At 45.9% G+C, this 16,718-nt stretch carries 16 protein-coding genes; 10 read left to right on the top strand and 6 right to left on the bottom strand.

Annotated elements, in window-relative coordinates:
- Window positions 1–392 precede the first annotated feature (392 nt).
- Both VJ374_RS13925 and VJ374_RS13920 read left to right on the top strand, forming a co-directional pair.
- Window positions 393–1,415, top strand: a complete 1,023-nt coding sequence (locus VJ374_RS13925; RefSeq protein ID WP_329469248.1) for an exodeoxyribonuclease VII large subunit — start codon at window positions 393–395, stop codon at window positions 1,413–1,415.
- Window positions 1,416–1,426: 11 nt separating this feature from the next.
- Window positions 1,427–2,647, top strand: a complete 1,221-nt coding sequence (locus tag VJ374_RS13920) for a phospholipase D-like domain-containing protein (RefSeq protein ID WP_329469246.1) — start codon at window positions 1,427–1,429, stop codon at window positions 2,645–2,647.
- A 426-nt stretch (window positions 2,648–3,073) separates the two neighbouring features.
- Here the strand turns inward: VJ374_RS13920 and VJ374_RS13915 are convergent, their stop codons facing one another.
- Entirely contained in the window at window positions 3,074–3,517 is a 444-nt protein-coding gene (locus VJ374_RS13915) for a hypothetical protein (RefSeq protein ID WP_329469245.1), read from the bottom strand.
- A gap of 230 nt (window positions 3,518–3,747) precedes the next feature.
- Here VJ374_RS13915 and VJ374_RS13910 point away from each other — a divergent pair, with 230 nt between their 5' ends.
- On the top strand, window positions 3,748–4,566 hold the full coding sequence (locus VJ374_RS13910; RefSeq protein WP_329469242.1) for a tyrosine-type recombinase/integrase: 819 nt from the start codon (window positions 3,748–3,750) through the stop codon (window positions 4,564–4,566).
- On the opposite strand, the gene VJ374_RS13905 is transcribed toward VJ374_RS13910, so the two are convergent.
- The 3 genes from VJ374_RS13905 to VJ374_RS13895 form a co-directional block, all read right to left on the bottom strand.
- Entirely contained in the window at window positions 4,547–5,380 is an 834-nt protein-coding gene (locus tag VJ374_RS13905) for a tyrosine-type recombinase/integrase (RefSeq protein WP_329469240.1), read from the bottom strand. The genes VJ374_RS13910 and VJ374_RS13905 overlap by 20 nt on opposite strands.
- Window positions 5,377–5,811, bottom strand: a complete 435-nt coding sequence (locus tag VJ374_RS13900) for a sigma factor (RefSeq protein ID WP_029342674.1) — start codon at window positions 5,809–5,811, stop codon at window positions 5,377–5,379. Before VJ374_RS13900 ends, VJ374_RS13905 begins: the two co-directional genes overlap by 4 nt.
- A gap of 340 nt (window positions 5,812–6,151) precedes the next feature.
- Window positions 6,152–6,757, bottom strand: coding sequence for an Ltp family lipoprotein (locus VJ374_RS13895; RefSeq protein ID WP_329469237.1), 606 nt, complete (start codon window positions 6,755–6,757; stop codon window positions 6,152–6,154).
- Window positions 6,758–7,255: 498 nt separating this feature from the next.
- Between VJ374_RS13895 and VJ374_RS13890 the strand changes: the two genes are divergently transcribed.
- The 3 genes from VJ374_RS13890 to VJ374_RS13880 are packed head-to-tail and all read left to right on the top strand — an operon-like array spanning window position 7,256 to window position 10,811.
- Entirely contained in the window at window positions 7,256–8,641 is a 1,386-nt protein-coding gene (locus VJ374_RS13890) for a TcaA 3rd/4th domain-containing protein (RefSeq protein ID WP_329469235.1), read from the top strand.
- Between the two features lie 20 nt (window positions 8,642–8,661).
- Window positions 8,662–9,084, top strand: coding sequence for a zinc ribbon domain-containing protein (locus tag VJ374_RS13885; protein ID WP_313122259.1), 423 nt, complete (start codon window positions 8,662–8,664; stop codon window positions 9,082–9,084).
- On the top strand, window positions 9,081–10,811 hold the full coding sequence (locus VJ374_RS13880) for a zinc ribbon domain-containing protein (RefSeq protein ID WP_329469232.1): 1,731 nt from the start codon (window positions 9,081–9,083) through the stop codon (window positions 10,809–10,811). The genes VJ374_RS13885 and VJ374_RS13880 overlap by 4 nt, the downstream gene beginning before the upstream one ends.
- Before the next feature lie 46 nt (window positions 10,812–10,857).
- Here the strand turns inward: VJ374_RS13880 and VJ374_RS13875 are convergent, their stop codons facing one another.
- Entirely contained in the window at window positions 10,858–11,541 is a 684-nt protein-coding gene (locus VJ374_RS13875) for a hypothetical protein (protein WP_214805528.1), read from the bottom strand.
- The gene (locus tag VJ374_RS13870) at window positions 11,538–12,293 is read right to left on the bottom strand and encodes a zinc ribbon domain-containing protein (RefSeq protein WP_214805526.1); all 756 of its coding nucleotides are present in this window, start codon (window positions 12,291–12,293) and stop codon (window positions 11,538–11,540) included. Before VJ374_RS13870 ends, VJ374_RS13875 begins: the two co-directional genes overlap by 4 nt.
- Before the next feature lie 86 nt (window positions 12,294–12,379).
- On the opposite strand from VJ374_RS13870, the gene VJ374_RS13865 reads away from it, so the two are divergent.
- From VJ374_RS13865 to VJ374_RS13850, 4 genes are all read left to right on the top strand, one after another.
- Window positions 12,380–13,603, top strand: coding sequence for a hypothetical protein (locus VJ374_RS13865; protein ID WP_056063343.1), 1,224 nt, complete (start codon window positions 12,380–12,382; stop codon window positions 13,601–13,603).
- 18 nt (window positions 13,604–13,621) lie between these two features.
- Window positions 13,622–14,527, top strand: a complete 906-nt coding sequence (locus tag VJ374_RS13860; protein ID WP_214805524.1) for a hypothetical protein — start codon at window positions 13,622–13,624, stop codon at window positions 14,525–14,527.
- A 122-nt stretch (window positions 14,528–14,649) separates the two neighbouring features.
- Window positions 14,650–15,321, top strand: coding sequence for a response regulator transcription factor (locus VJ374_RS13855; protein WP_214805523.1), 672 nt, complete (start codon window positions 14,650–14,652; stop codon window positions 15,319–15,321).
- On the top strand, window positions 15,318–16,703 hold the full coding sequence (locus tag VJ374_RS13850) for a sensor histidine kinase (RefSeq protein ID WP_290788548.1): 1,386 nt from the start codon (window positions 15,318–15,320) through the stop codon (window positions 16,701–16,703). The genes VJ374_RS13855 and VJ374_RS13850 overlap by 4 nt, the downstream gene beginning before the upstream one ends.
- The last annotated feature ends 15 nt before the right edge of the window (window positions 16,704–16,718 follow it).

Below are 16,718 nucleotides of genomic sequence, written 5' to 3'. Positions count from 1 at the left end.
CATGGATGCTGTAGACATCATAACGAGCCGATTTAGGCTTATTATGATGTCTTTTTATTGTTCATCCAAAAGTGAAGTGCTGTGTGTCGAGTAAGGTTCATTCGTATGCAGCGATCACTCGTCTTCTTTTACTGAAATCATTGCCAAGGAAATAATACTAGTGATACCGAAGATACCTTCCGCTAGATAGACTTACTTAATAATAAAAGATGTGGACAGGTATTAGACTAAAAAACATCTGCAGAATGAACTTTTGAAAGTTACTGTATTGAAAAAATAGACATTGACCACTTGTACAGAAAATAAATATGAGGATTTGGATGGTTGTGTAAAATTAGAAATATAATACAAAAATAAATATTAGCTAGAGATTTCTTAAGGAGTGAATTTAGGTGAAACAATCAAAAGGAACGTTCATCGTAGTGACTGCATGCATACTGATATTACTCGTCGGGGGAGCGATCTATAAGTTAAATCTGTTTGATTCGAGTTCAAACAACGCAACAAAGCCCGTCCCGTCTGTAAAAGCGGATGAAACGAAGGAAGAGAATCAAACGACGACGATTGCGACGATTGATTCCTCGATGAAAGGGCAACAACAAACCATTACGGGAACGATTCTAGATCGGTCCATGAGTAAAGGGCATGTCTTTCTAAAAGTCAAAGATACGACTGGAACGATCAGTGTGCCCATTTTTAAAGACAAAGCGATTGATGCGACAGAAATGAGTGTCGGTCAGAAGATTGCTGTTACAGGGGAAGTGAATGAATACCAAGGAAAGATTGAAATCATTCCTCAAGCCCCAAAGGATCTCGTCGTGATGGAGACAAAAGAAAGCGAGCGTCTCACAAATGACGACATCGGACAAACGAAGACGATCTCTGCCGAAATTGTTTCGAAATATGTTCATCCGAAGGGGCATATTTTCTTGACGGTCGAGAGTGAAAATGGACAGTCACTGAAAATTCCGTTATTTTCGACATTACAACCAGATGCTACGTCGTACCCCGTTCATGCTACAGCTATAATCACAGGAAAAGTAACCGAATACAAAGGTGAGTTAGAGCTCGTACCGGAGACGTTAGGTGATGTGGAGGTCACAAATAAAAAAGCAGAGACGGTGCAAACACGTCAGATTTCATCCATTAAATCGTCAGACCGTGGATCACAAGTCGTCGTCGAAGGAATGGTCGAGCAAGTAACAGAGAAGAAAGGACATCTCTTCTTGCAGTTGACGCAAGACGATTCACAGATTAAAGCGGTCTTATTCAAAGCCGACAATGATGAGATCAAGGGAAGAAAAGAGCGCATTGAAAATGCGATGACTTCTCGTTTTCCGATTCGTGTCGTAGCGACCGTCGATGTCTATCAAGATGAACTCGAACTCATCATTGATAAAGTTTTAGTAGATTGAAGGAGACGCTCATGACACAACGACAATTACTCATCGTCAATGTATTGGTATCTTTTTTACCATGGGTATTTCCTGCGGGAATCAGTTTAGTGATGTTACTGATCCTCGGTCTAATCAGTGTCTATACCTGGTACATACAGCGCGACTATGATCAACGAACCGCCTATATGACACTTGCCGTGATGACACTCTTGACTATGTTCCATTTCTTTTTATTTGATCAATTGCTGTCGGCACTCTATGTCGTCCTTTTATGTATGAGCTTTATCGTAATCAATCTTTTGTCAAAGCAAGTACAAGTTGCTCCTGAGGCTACAGAAATAGTTGCTTATAAATCAACACCTACCATGGACGTGGCACGTCAAGAACACGAATTGACACGAGCACTGATGATGCAGATGGATCATTACATGGAGCAGGTGTTGCGAACGATGGAGAACGTCATGCAAAGAACGGAATCGTCATCCAATCAAAAAATGGCTGAACTGCACGCCATGATGGAAAATCATTCGCTGCACATGAGGAAAGATCTTGAAGGATTGAATGGGAAGATTGATCGAACTGCAGACGTGACAGCTGAACAGTCGGAAGCCATGATGGCTGATTTACAGACGGCTCTTCGTCTTCATGAGAGCAAAGATGAGACATTACAAGAAGTCTTGGAACTGTTGAAAGAAAAATCGTCTGACGGATTAGACGTCGAGACGATGCGGCAAATCATTCAGGATTTACAACTGAAGGATGTGAAACCCATGAATCGGCACTACGTTGAAAACCAACAGATGAAGGATTTATTCTATCGCGCTTTTGATGAAGCACACTCTGATATCTGTATTGTCAGTCCCTGGTTAGGGAATTGGCTACTGAGAGACAAAAACCTGAAGAATAAAATAGAGGCGGCACTCAAACGTGGCGTGGATATCAAAATCGTCTATGGTATTGGAATGGATAAAGGAATGCGGGACGATCGAGCAGTCACGTCTGAAAAGGTCGCGAAAGACTTGAAGAATAGGTGGCTGAAAAAAGGCTACCCAGGGAAAGTAAAGTTACATGTTTCGAATACCCATTTCAAACTCTTGATGTGTGATGAGACTTATTTAGTCATCGGTAGCTATAATTTCTTGTCGAATCAAGGAAAGTTTGGAGAGTCAGGATCTTGGCATGAGGCAGGCGAGTATGCTGAAGATACAGAACGGATTCGTCAACTAAAAGAGATTCATTTTTCGTTTTGAAATAAAGTAGACGTCACCTTTTAAGTAGGTGACGACTATTTCAGCACGTCACATGGCAAAGAGAGCGATGTTTACACGAATGTGATTGATGAAATCATATGAAATTGCGGATATTAAACGCACTAAGAACAGATGGTGATAAACCGGTAGCTTTACGAATTAGAACGCAAACAACTTCACCCGGTACTTATTTTTATCACATCAGATGACAATCGATATTTCATGAGGATATTCAACGACCCGCTCACACGGAAACGATTCATGTGTTAGTCAAGTAAATCAGTTTTAGATGAAAACGAAGAATGATGCTTGAAAGGCGACACACTAGTGAGTAATCGGTGTGTCGCCTTTATTTTTAAGTTGATTTTTTGGGGAAAAACACCTAATCGTACTTTAATTTCAAATAAAAAATGTGTTGGAAGTGAGCTACAGATGGAGACCGACGAGGATTTTATGATCGAGTAGTTTCGTATACTGGAGCGTATGGAAGAATTCATTACCGAAATCACACGGTAAGAGTTGAATATGAATCATGTGGTAGCTGTAAGACACATTCGGATGCGCCTTTAGTATGTTCAGAATTGTCTGCTCTTGCGATGCCGGGCTGATGTCGTAGATGTGGAAAGAGATGATGTTATGACAGATGCGAAACGGGGCGATCGTGAGGGTGAACGGTTTATGGTGGGCGAATCGATGTTCTGTTGAAACAGTCGAACCGGTGATGACGAGCTCGTTTGGGGTGATCCGTAATTTCGGGTGCCAAAAGTCTTTAAATTCAATCGCAATGACGTCACGTAAATCTTCTTCCAAGACATGAGTGGTGACGAGAATATCCGAGGGGTTACCGAGATAATCGTTATCCGTGTTCATAAGTAGGCTCCTTTGGGTGGAATCAATGATGGGTGAATCGGGGTAAGTACATATACGTGGTTTCTCCTATCCGAAACGGAAAGGGATTCAATAAGATTGTAACTTTTTTCCTTATTTTTTTGTTCGCTTATTAAGTGTTTAGGGAAAGCGATTCTTGATAATCCATTGGAAATTGGTCGTGCGGTTTTATTGTTCATCGCGTCAGTCGCCATCTAAAGGAGGAGCCATCCATGACACACTATGACTATCTCGATCAGTATCTATTGACGCATTCGAAATATGCAACGCACACGATTAAGGCGTATCGGAGCGACCTTCGGCAAATGAGAAGTCATCACGTCGATTGGTCAGTTGCGTCCTTACAGCGTTATTTTCACTTGATGAAGGCACGCTATAAACCATCGACGATCTTGCGACGATATCATGTTTTGCGTCGGCTTGGTAATGTTCTCGTCGAGCAGAGACGCATCAAAAAGAATCCGATGATTGAGATCCGTCCGATTGTCCACCAACGTTTGCAGGATGAGACGTATCACGATAGTGAAGAGTTAATCCCAATAATCCGACAGATTCAAAATCCAACCTATCGCCTCTTCTTCGAGGTGCTCAGCCAAACGGGCCTCCGCTTCATGGAGGCCCGTTTGTTGACAGTGCAGGATTTCGATTTAGTAAAAGGTGAACTGTACATTCGTTACGGCAAAGGCGGGCGGACACGAACCGTTCCGATCGGGGAAGCACTCCGCGATAAGATCAGTCTATTTTTAGCGGAGCGCACGACCGGCTACTTATTTCAGTCCGTTACTGGGCGGATGGTTAACGAACATGCGGCGAGAAAGGCATTGCGCGAGGTCGGATTTACGTCCTTGAAGCGTCACGTCCGTCCGCATATGCTCCGGATCGCCTATGCGACCTATCTCTATCAGCAGGCAGGGTTGAAGTTGCTCGATATAAAGCGTCTGCTTGGTCACGCCAACATCTCAACGACGGAAGGATACATCCGTAGCCAGACGAATTACGTCCGGGACGTTCTTAATCGTCTGTCCGCTTGAGTCGATTGACTGACGTATGGGCAATGTCGTGCGACGGTAGGACGTAGTGCTGAGTCGTCCGAACATCGCTGTGACCGAGTAAGCGCATGATGGTTAGAATGTCCGTCTGATGCACGTGATAAAGTGTCGTTGCGAACGTGACCCGGATGTCATGCGGTCGCAGGATCCGTCCGAGACATCGTTCGCTTGCTTCTTTTAAGACACGGCGAAGCTTTGCTGGATTGACCGGTCGTCCACTATCTTCGCAAAACAGCGGCAGGACATCAGGACGAATCGTCTCGATATAACGCGTCAGTACATCACGTAATGTATGATGCAGCGGAACTTGACGTGATTGATCGCCTTTACCGCTTCGGACGAATAACTGATCGCGTGTAAAATCGACATCTGCGAGCTGTAAGTCACGGGCTTCCGAAAACCGCAGTCCCGTGTGCAGGAGAAGAAAGCTAAAGGCGTAGACGGTCTCATCACGAATCGTCTCGAGGACACGGTGGACGTCGTCATACGTGAAGGCAAGGCGCCGGTAGGGTGCGGGAACTGGTTTTTTAACGCGTGCCAACGGGTTCGTCTGGAGCGAACGTTCCGCGACCAGTTGATCGAACAGGATGGAGAGCGCATGTAGCCGTCGAGCGGCAGTTGCTGGAGCGTACGTGTCGCGTAGGAGCTTACCATAGCGTTGGAGCGACGGGACGTCGATCCGTTCGACGTGGCGACAGAGATGCCGTACGTCGGAGCGATAGGCTTTTTTCGTCAAGGGGCGATAGTCCGCCTGTTCGATGATCGCAAGTAGGCGTTCTTGATAGTAAGTCATCATCCGAGGAGGAACTGGACTTTCTGCCGGAGTTCCGACTTCAATGAACGGAGTCGCGCCGGGGAGTAACCGAGTGTCTCTTCCGTACCGTGCATCAAGGCTTCGAGAAACGTGTACTCTTTATTCGACAGATCCCGTTTAAGTTCGCTGAGGAGATAATGAAAGGAGACGTTCGGGGTCCGAGGAAGCTCCGGCATCGTCTCGACTGCGACTTCAGTCGCAAGCGTCCGGTTACGGGTCGCTAAGTAGTCGAGCATCGCCCCTTTTGCTCGAATCCGGGCGAAGGTGACGGTCATGACCTTTCCTTCTTCAATTGATTTCCAAAGTCGGAGTAGGGCGGCTTGCCGGCATTCATCATGTTCATTCGGGTGGATCGAGAGGCGGGACAGGAGGGAGTTGACGAGGGGAATCCAGTTACGTAGTAAGTCGTTCATGGGTATCCGTTTCTTCAGATATGCATATCTGTTATGTATTCCGCGGTAGTTTTAGTATAAGTAGAGTTATCCTGAAGACAGTCGCTTTAGAATGCGGGGTTAACTGAAGAGAACTGGTAGATTGACGAGGAATCGCATCACTTACGCTACTTAAAAGTTAAAGAAACCGTTGGCATGATTGAAGAAATGAAACGTTGCGCCCGGCGGATAACTCTACTTATCCGCTGGGGTGTTCGGGATAGATTCTGATATAGAGAATTGGCAGGAGAGGAGACATCTAAGATTCTAAACTTCGAAAATACAAAACACCCTATTCAAAATTCAAATAGGGTGATAACTCTTATTTTAGTTGACTGACTGCAAAATTTGCTTCTTCTGGTGTGAATTTTTCTCCATAATCCGATGAGAGTTGATCTCGAATCGCTTCAGGTGACATGCTCATCGTTTCTTGGTATTCCTTCGCTTTTTGAAGAGCGTTTTGGTTGTAATCGACATCAAGTGTATCGATCGCATACTGGGCTTCTTCGCTTGTGAATTTTTCACCGCTGTCAGATGTCAGTTGATCATAAATGCCTTTTTTAGACATGTTCATCGTCTCAGAATACGATTCAGCTGATTTGAGGGCGTTTGATTTCCAATCATCGAAACTCATATTTTCCATCGCATACGCTGCCGCTTCCTTTGAAAACTGCTCTCCATAATCCGATGTCAACTGATTTGAAACAGCTGCTTTCGACATGTTCATCGTTTCCGCGTATGATCCCGCCTTGTCGAGTGCTGACAGATATTCTGTCGGGACATCAGGTGTCGATGGTTCTTCCGCTCCAGTCTCTTCTGTAGAAGTATCTTCTACCGCAACTGTATCTTCTTCTGCGGTGTCTTCTTCTACAGCATCATCTTCTTTTAGGGCAACTTCTGTCTCTTCTGCATCCGATGACTCAGTCATTTCCGTGTCCTCTTTTATTGTAGTTGATTTTGTTGATTCTGCCTTTTTAGTTGGAGTCGCCTGATCTTCTGAATTATTTCCTGCTACTGCAAAAATAAGAAGTATGATTACCCAAAACCACCACTTCTTGTAGAATTTACGTTTTGGTTTAGTAGATGCGTGCATTCTTTTATCCCCTTACACTTTTTTATAGATAAAAAATATCATATATAACTATAAAATGGAATTTTGATTTTATAAAATAGGTAATTAATTATTATCATAAGATATTAATCACATCTGATTTCTTTTTGATTCAGACGTAAAAGAGCCAATGTGACAGAATGAATCACCATCTTTATAGATAAAATAAATTTCATAGAATAATTTTTGGTCAATAAACATTCAGAAAACATAATTATTTTTACAAAAAAAGTAAATAATAGGTTATTGTGTTATTATTTCTTATGGCTATTTTTACCTCAAATGAAATTAAAAAACAGAAGGGGATTAGGATATATGGCATGTGTGAAATGTTCGGATGCTGCGAAGCGTGGATTAAAATTTTGTCCGAGTTGCGGTGATGCCTTAAAGCAGGATATTGAACACCGGGAACCTGTAGAAAAAGAACACAATAGTAGACCCGTGCACTCTAAAAAAGCGAGTAAGTCTGCAAAAGCGATTCTGTTGACCGTCGGATTATTGGTCGTAGCTGGTGGTGCCTACTATGGACTCGCGACACAATGGTTCACGGTCGAAGCGACGACGAATAAGGTCCGCGATGCGATTCGATCTGGTGACGCTACGCTACTCGCTGAGCATACAGAGTTCAACGGAAAACCGATTGATCAGAAGATGGCGCAACGCTTTTTAGATGCCTTGAAAGAGACGCCGGAGCAAAAGAAATCATTCATGGATTATTTATTGATGGCGGGTGCGTCGATTCAAGCAGAAAACGATAGTGATGTTCCGGGTCAAATCGTCGCCAGTGGTCGTCAAATCGGAATCTTCAAGGATTACCGTTTACGCCTCGATAGTGTCAAAACGGAAGTCATCAGTAACTTTAAAGGAACGAAGGTCACACTCGTGAATCCTGTCGGAACGGAAAGTAGTAAAGCGTCAGCGGAAGGGATCATGATGGACGGTGTCTATCCGGGATTAACGGATGCGAAGATTGCCTACGATGGCGAATACGGTAAAGAGTCGAGTGATGTCACGATCAATCCGTTGACACTCGACGCCGCGGACCGAAAATTCGAAATCACGTTAAAAGGAAATGCGATCGAGCTTGATCAAACGTATCCGGATGCCTTTTTAATCGTCGACGGAAAATCGACATCGAAACAAGTATCCGATTTGAAGAACTACGGACCGATCTCGAAGAACGGCATCAAACTGTCGATTAAGAATTCATTCCCATGGGGAGAGGAAACGTCGGATGAGATCGTCGTCAAACCAGATACGAAAAAAGCGACATTCACGTTCGCACCGTCAGAAGCCGTTTTGAATCAACTTCAAGGAGTCGTCGAGGAGCACGCGTCTGACTGGGTCGATGCGGCAACCTATCAGGATACGAGTTATTTCTCGCTCGTTGATGATGCGTCCTACCTTGCGAAACAGCAAAAGAACTATGACGATTGGAGTCGAAAGGACTTGGAGTGGGACGGAGAGTTCATGAATGCGTCGATTGATCGTTCGTCAGCGAAATTCGTCGAGTACGGGGATACGGTCGGTATTGAAGTCATGGCGACGACATATATCCGAGGTGAGCTGTATACGTATGCGAGTGAATCACCAGGAAAGTCAACATCGAAGTCACTTTTCCGCTACCTCTTCACATATGGCAGTTCAGAAGATAGCTATGAGGAAGGGTTTCGGATTCAACAGGCGACGAATATTAAATAAGAAAAAGGGAGGCTACACGGATGATGGATTGGCAATCAGTCAAATCACGTTTTCAAGGGATGACAGCAAAAGAATTACAGGATCAGGCGGAGCAAGCGCGACGTGAAAAAGGACGCTTACTGTACGAAATCGGAGAGCGTCATTATATGAAGCTGCGGAATGAAGGTCGTCGTCAAGAAATTGAGGATATTCTCGCGCAGGAAGTACTCGTGTTCGGTGCCTTATCACGGATCGACGAGATGGAAGTCGAAGCTGCACAAAAACAATGTAAGTCATGCCGGACACCTCTTGAGCCGGGTGCGAAATTCTGTGGGAAATGCGGCACGTCTGTTCCCCGTGAGAACGAACAAGCGAAAGTCGCATGTACGACATGCCATACGCCACAACGTAATGATCAGCATTTTTGCACATGCTGTGGATCAGAAATGGGGCAACGCGTATGAAGTATTGTTCGACCTGTGGTCAAGCACATGCTCCACACGCCCAGTATTGCGAGATAGACGGAACATCGCTTGATAAGCAAGCCCGTCCGATCCGCTTCGAACAAGCTGCGCATTTTTGTGTCGGGTGTGGTACACAGATGGATGGTCGTGCGTCCTACTGTCCGAATTGTGGACATTCGCGCCTCGTCGCTGCGACGTCGGAAGGCTCACTTGTGGACCGTCTTCCGGGTATGGACGACATTCGTAAGAAGTGGAAATCGCAGGATTGGAACGTGAACCTTCCATGGAAAGAGCGCGGACGCGCATTCTTCTCGCGATTCGATTTCTCGCTTGGGAATCCGAGTCTTGCGATCGGTAGTATCGCCGCCGTCATCTGTTTTGCTGCGATCGTCGTCATCTTGTTCATCATGCTCGGTCTGCTCAGCGATAACCCGGCATTAGATGGAATCAAGACTGTTCAACAAAACGTAGGGAATGACTTTAGTACGTTCGGAATGTTCTTCTTCCTTGCTTTCGTCGCCCTTGCTGGTCTAAATCTCACATCAAGTGAAGACTTGAAATCACGCTTCCTGACCGAAGTGATAGGTAACGATGCGGATCAGTTCTCTGATATTCAAAAAGCAATCAATCAACTTGATTTTCATATTTTTTCAGGGCATTTCTTACTATCCTTGCCGGGATTGATCCTATTAATCGGGAGCGCATGGTTGCTCGAACGAGGTGGTGTCATCGGAATCAAGGCGACATCGTGGAATGAACGGATTGAACGTGCGGTCGTCTTTGCCCTGACATTATCGGTGATCACATTGGTCGTCGGATTGTTTGCGACGGATTTCGGCGTTTTCGATCTACATCTGATCACAGGAATGATTCGGATTTTCCTTTTGGCGCTCGCTGGTGTTCTTTTGTTCCAATTCATCGGTCAAACGGATCTGCGCGGTTCTTGGCAGGTCGGACGGATCGCCGCGACGACATTGATGAGTGTCTACTTGTTCGGTGTCCTGCTGACATCATTCGGACAACTATATTACCTAAACGAGCTCGATGAACTGGACGAAGTCGAATTTGGTGAATCGGCCAGTCTCGTTCTCTTGAGCGGTGCATCTCCGCTTTACGCGATGTCTCAAGCTGGGCAAGTCGATTTCAAGATGACGGTTTTAACAGAAGACTTCCATTTAGGTGCGGCCTTATATGGTGAAGATCGTTTGAACGACTTAAAGCAAGGAATCGATGAAGCGGATGATGCTTCGAATCTGGATCGAATCCAAGGAATCATCGGGAATCAGATTCAAAATGGAGAAGATCCAACGCTTGATCCGAAAGTGACACGCTTTGATGAGACGGTAGATGTGGGGCTTCTGACACGCTTCGCACAAATCGCGAATGCGTCCACTCCGTTTGAAGAAGAACAACTGCTCAATTCAAGTGTTGCTCCGTATGGCTTGATTGTGCTTGTTCTGATGTTCGTCATCCATATCGGAATCGGATTCCGCTGGATTCGGACGTTACCGAATGTTGCGATTTATGCCGGGGTCTTTATGGTCGGTGGACTCATTTTAGCGTACTTCACACAAACGCGGTTTGAACTGCAATGGGATAACGATATCCTAGCCGGTGTCGTTGTTTCCACTTTGACATGGTGGAATGCGTTCATGCTTTTCTTTTTCCCATTCCTCGGTGGATTAGTGGGATATGGATTGAATCGCTTTAAAGATACAAAAGGATGATTCCAAACAAAAACGCTTGTCTCCGTTTTCGAAGACAAGCGTTTTATCATAAGGATTGTTTGGTCGTCTGTTCAAAATCAATCGTCGAGTCTTTTTCAATCCCGGAATCGCGGAAGGTCAGACCGCCGTCGTCATCAAACTCGATTTCTAAAGAAGACTCATAGAAATATAGCATCAGACTATTATCGGAATTAAAACGTCCGCTATACGTAAAGTCATCAAGTGGTTGTCCTTCATAATCTCGAGCATCATGGATTGTCAGTGTCGCCTCACGATTCGGATGCGTCACGACATCAATCGTCGCATCGCTATAATCTTGTTCGTTTTCGCCCTGATCACTCGTCGAGTACGTGTAGGTACCTGCCACGTCACGAAATGCTTTTTCGACCTTACCAAGAGTGCGGTGATAACTAGCTGCTTCATCCGCGAGTGCTTTGTCACCGAACGTCTGATTCATGACTCGTTCCGCGTAACGAAGGGCGTCCGTCGTCTGATTCATGAACAAGGCGGCTTTCAAATCGTGAAACGCCTCTTGCTGCTGTGACAGCGCGATCAGACGCTTATCTGTCGCACCTTCCGTCCGAGCTTTTTCGCGCCATTGTTGTTCTTCGAAAAGGTCTCCAGCAAGCGTGCTTTGAGCACTTTGCTTCAAGTAGAGATCCGCTGAGTCGTTACTACAACCACCTAGTATGCTAGCTGTTAAAAGAAAAGGAAGTATGCGTGGCATCATGATGTCGTCTCCTTCTTGAAGGTTCGTTTCACAGAGGTGATGCTGTATCGGTCGTCATCGAACGTCACCTCATATTCGACGATGGCGCGATGGAATCGTTTCTCGTCTTCATCATTACTGAAATGAACACGAGCGTATGTCTCGGTCGTTTCGACTCTGAATTCATTTTTGCTGATGGCTTCTATCTGATCAAAGGTCATGTCCTTTAATGTGAGGTAACTATAGGGGTCTTCTTCAGACACCTTCAGTCGATCACCGAAACGGTCTCGCTCATCTTCAGATAAATCGTCTTCACCGTAGAATAGATCAGCATAAGAGCTGTAGTCCTCGATGGTAGGATCGTAATAATCCCAACCACCATCTTCTCCGTTGTTGAGCAAGGGGAGGCGCTGGGCATAACTATTGAGGAACTCGTACAAGGAATCGGGTGAGGCAGCATCAAAAATGAGGTAATCCTTAAGGTCTTCATCAGCCAGTTGATTACGTTGTATCGCTGAGGCACCTTCCGGCAAAACTTGATCGATATCAGCCGCTGCATGTGTCAGTTGACTCGTCTTGAATAACGGTTGTGCCGCTTGATATTTGAGATAACCGAACGTACCTCCACCGATGCAAAGCACTACGATCACCAATCCGATGAGCCATGATGTTTTGGCGGAACGGGATCGCGATGGACGATTTTTTTGACCACAGACCGGACAATAGATCATCTGATCATTCATCGGGGTTCGACAATTCGAACAATGTGACATTAAAAAGCACTCCTTTCTTAACTTCGTCATTATAATGTAAAATAAAGATAAAAATAACAAATTTTTGAACAAAAGGAGAGGGAATCATGGATCCATATGAACGATTGGGGATATCGCGTACTTCATCGATGAAAGAGCTCGAGCGAGCGTATGCTGAGAAGCTTGAAGCACATCCGGAGGAATCCGAGGAACGGACAGAAATCGAACGAGCATACGTCGTCATCAAGTACGAAAAGAAACAAAAGAACAAACGCAATAAGCGAACGATCGGGATTAGCGCACTGCTCCTCTTACTCGCCGCGGGCGGTGGGACGTATTTCTTTTTGAACCAGGAAGAGACGCCTCAAGCAGTCGAACAAAAGAAGCAGGATGCTTCATTCGTCATTGGTGAAGAAGAGAAGACGAGTCAGGACAAATCGGAATCGAAACCGACGGAAGCGGCGAAAAAGTCAGATTCGAAGGAAGTGTCCGATCAGGATTATAAGAATATCCAAGATATTTCAACGCTCTTTTTCCGAGAACTCGAAGACGCTCTTACAGAGCGGAGCGTCAAAGGATTGTCTGTCAGTACGAACACTTACAATCAGAACTTCCAAAGTAGTTTGAATGATCTCGTTACAGGAGGTTACATCTTTGATGGTGAGCTGACGGTCAACGATATTCCTCAAAACGATATTACGATTAAAGGAGATAAGGCGACGGTCGAAGTAAAGGTCGACTATTCCTCACGGTCTTATCAGCCGTATCTACACGAACGTCCGGATGGCAGCACGATCGTCTGGGAACTAAATCTTGTGAAATCGGGACAAGACTGGCTCGTTGATCAACGAAAGTCGCTCTCGGATTCAGCGACAGGTAGAGGCATGGAGGTTCGAGAATCGGTCAAAGGCGACATCATCGATACCGTGCACCAGCATGCGAAGGAGTGGGAACAGGCGTACATGGATAAAGACACGTCAGCCTTCACATTGTTCACGTCGTCTGCGTATTTGAATAAACAACAAAGTTATTATGCAAGCATGGACAAGAATGGCGTTTACTGGGATGGATATTTGAATGAAATCGAATATTCCCCAGCATCCATCACCGTCAGCGAAGTCGCGACTGATTTGACTGCGACCGTCGAAGCGATTTGCTATTACGAAGGTAGCTATTATAAAGAGGATGATGATTCACTCGATGAACGCAATCCTGGAAAAGACGTACCTTTCAAATATTACCTGAAGTACAACTTAGATGACGAACGCTGGTACATCACTGACTCACAAGCACTAAAAACCTTTAGTCATAACGATACGACGACGTACTAATCATAAGGAGGAATTCCAATGAAAAAAATAGTGGCAGCAACAGCACTTGGTCTCATCATCAGCACATTACCAGTAGTGAATGATTCGGCGGCAGCACTCAGTAAAACAGAGAAATCAATCGTTGATCGTCAAATTGCTGCGTTAAAGAAAAGTAAACTATCTGGTGGTTATAAACCAATCGATGTCCGGTCCGTCTATCTACTTGGTGGCAAGTATCCTGAAACGTTTACGCTGTATGAACGATTCAATACGAAGACGTATATGAATGATGTCATCGGTAAAGCGCAGAAGTATGATGCGAAGAAGAAAAAATGGACGACGATCTATACGTATACGGATCGAGATACAGCTTATTATGATGTGTGGGCTAAAGGAAAATTGGTCGATGCGAAAAAAGAACAACTCGTCATCGGACCAGTCGAGGGAAGTGGTAGCTTTCTAACACCAATTTTAATTGGATCAACGGATGGTAAGGCAATCAAGAAGGTGTTTGAAGCAAAAGAAGCGTACCCATTCGGTCGCGCGTTGATTAAAGATAAAAAACTCTATCTTGGTTCGATGACGATCGTTCATGATGTCTATTCCTATAAAGGAAAGACATTAAAACATCGCATCGGTACGGGGGCGGATGATCGAGATGCTGTTGGAAAAGTCTCGAAATACATGACGCTCGATGAATATGGCGGAACTACACATCTTACGAGTAGTAAGTCGATGACGCTCAAAAAAGGACAACGTTTCGGAATCGTCCGTAAGTCGACGAAGGATACGAATCCATATGTCTACCGGGCACTCTCATCAGGAGAAAGTAAACTGAAACTTGATGGCTATGGCTTCAAAGCAATCAAGACGGGTGTCGAGAAATGGCATTTCGAACCAGAAGCATACGGTAATTCTGTCACAGTGAAATTTACGGTGAAATAAGTAAAAGCCAGTTCCTGATTACTTCGGGATCTGGTTTTTTCATTTGTCCTGCTGGTGTGATTGCAAACGATTTCATGATACGCTAGGGGACAGAAAAACCTGTCCAGAAAGAAGGAATTCCTATGCATATTCTTGTCATCGATGATGAGGCGAGCATCCGGCATCTCGTCAAACTGCAACTCGAGCTCGATGGTCAGACGGTCGAGACGGCAGCCGACGGAGCAGCAGCACTCGCCTTGCAGGCAACACAACCCTTTGATTTGATCGTCCTCGATTTGATGCTACCGGATACGACCGGTTTCGACTTGATTCCTAAGCTTCGACAGACGACACCTGACTTACCGATCTTGATGCTGACGGCGCGTGATCAGATGAACGATAAAATCATCGGGCTGCAGCTCGGAGCGGATGACTATATGACCAAACCGTTCAACGGAACGGAACTCGTCTTGCGTGTCAAAAATCTGTTGAAACGCACGAAGGCGGTCGTACCACCCGTGCCTGTCGTGACTGATCCCTTCTTATCGGTTGATCCCGAAGAACGCGTCATTCGACTCGATGGACAACCGTTACCACTGACGTACCGGGAGTACGCCTTACTTGCGCTCTTCTTAGCGCATCCGAAACGGGTCTTCGAGCGAGATGAACTGCTCGAACAAGTCTGGGGTTTTGACTTCTCCGGTCAGACCCGTGCCGTCGATATCATGGTCCAGCGCTTGCGGAAGAAACTCGGAGTGCAAGGCGAACGGATCAAGACGATTTACGGTGTCGGCTACAAGTGGGTCGACGCATGAAGTTACGCCAGGTCATCACGGAAAACTTCGTCTTGCTCCTCGTTCCGGCACTGCTAGTACTCTTCTTGATTCTCTATGCCTTCATCCAATCGAATCTATATGAGAACGCCGTCGATTCCGTCCAAAAACTGAGTCGGGAAGCGGAGCTCTACACGATGAACTACCTCGCAAGTGAAGAGACGGACTCGCTCGCCGATACGGCAGTTCCGATCGCTTCCTATCTTGCAGACCGCTTCGACGCGCGCGTCCAGCTGTTTGGACCAAACGCAGAACTACTTGCTGATTCGGAACGCGATCAATTGCCGCTTCTCGCAGGAGACATCGATCAAGCGTTAAAAGGAAATTCGAGTTATCTCTTTCTGAAAGAAACCGATGTTCCCGTACTGTTCTTCTCAAGCCCACTGTACGGTAAGACGGACGTCATCGGCTCGGTCCGTTTTCTTGTTGATCTGCGGACGGAAGCCGAACTGCTACGGCAATTCACCTATGTTTTCACGGGCGTCTTTCTGATCTTGATCGTAATTGCCGTTTGGACAGCACGGCGGATGGCAAAGACGTTGATCGGACCGATCGACGATTTACGAAGCGTTTCGCACGCCTTGACGAAAGGACACTATGCGCATGCGCTACCGGCGTATCCATATGAGGAATTGAACCGACTGGCAGCGGACTTTTCGACGCTTGCAGACGCGATCCAGCACAACATCGGACAGCTCGAACAACAACGAAGCGACCAGCAGACGTTCATCGATCACATCACCCATGAACTCCGGACGCCGATGACGGCGATCATGGGCTATGTCGAGTTGATCCCCAAGCTGCCGCCGGACGAAGCGGCACATTGTTATCACTACATCGAGGTCGAGAGCCAGCGCTTGTTACGACTCGTCTCGCATAATCTCGAACAGGCGAAACAACAACGGAACGAACGCCACGTGACGTCGACGATGTTCGCGCTCGATGCCCTGCTCGAAGATACCTTATTCATCATGCAGTTGCGTCTCGATGGACAAGGGATTCAAGTGAAGCAGGATGTTCCGTCAATCTACGTGCTCGGGCAACCGGACCAGACGAAACAAGTCTTGTTGAATCTTCTCGAGAACGCCGTCAAATACAGTGACGCGATGACGGTGACATTTTCGACCGTCAGTACGGATACGACCCTCCGACTCCTCATGACGGATGACGGAATTGGTATGGATCCAGCCGTCCTAACCGAATGGGAGGACGAGCAACATAGTCTGACGACGGCGAGTGGGAATGGACTCGGTCTACCGCTCTGCCGGCGTCTGATGCAGGAACAAGGTGGCGATTTTGAACTTGAAAGCGATGTAAGCGGCACACGTATCACATTAACTTTTCGATTAGCGAATCAGACTTAATGTAATCGCTTACAA

The sequence above is a fragment of the Exiguobacterium sp. 9-2 genome (genome assembly GCF_036287235.1).
Classification (GTDB): domain Bacteria; phylum Bacillota; class Bacilli; order Exiguobacteriales; family Exiguobacteriaceae; genus Exiguobacterium_A.
Note: the sequence above shows the minus strand (reverse complement) of the source record. Positions and strands in the feature narration are given on the sequence as shown.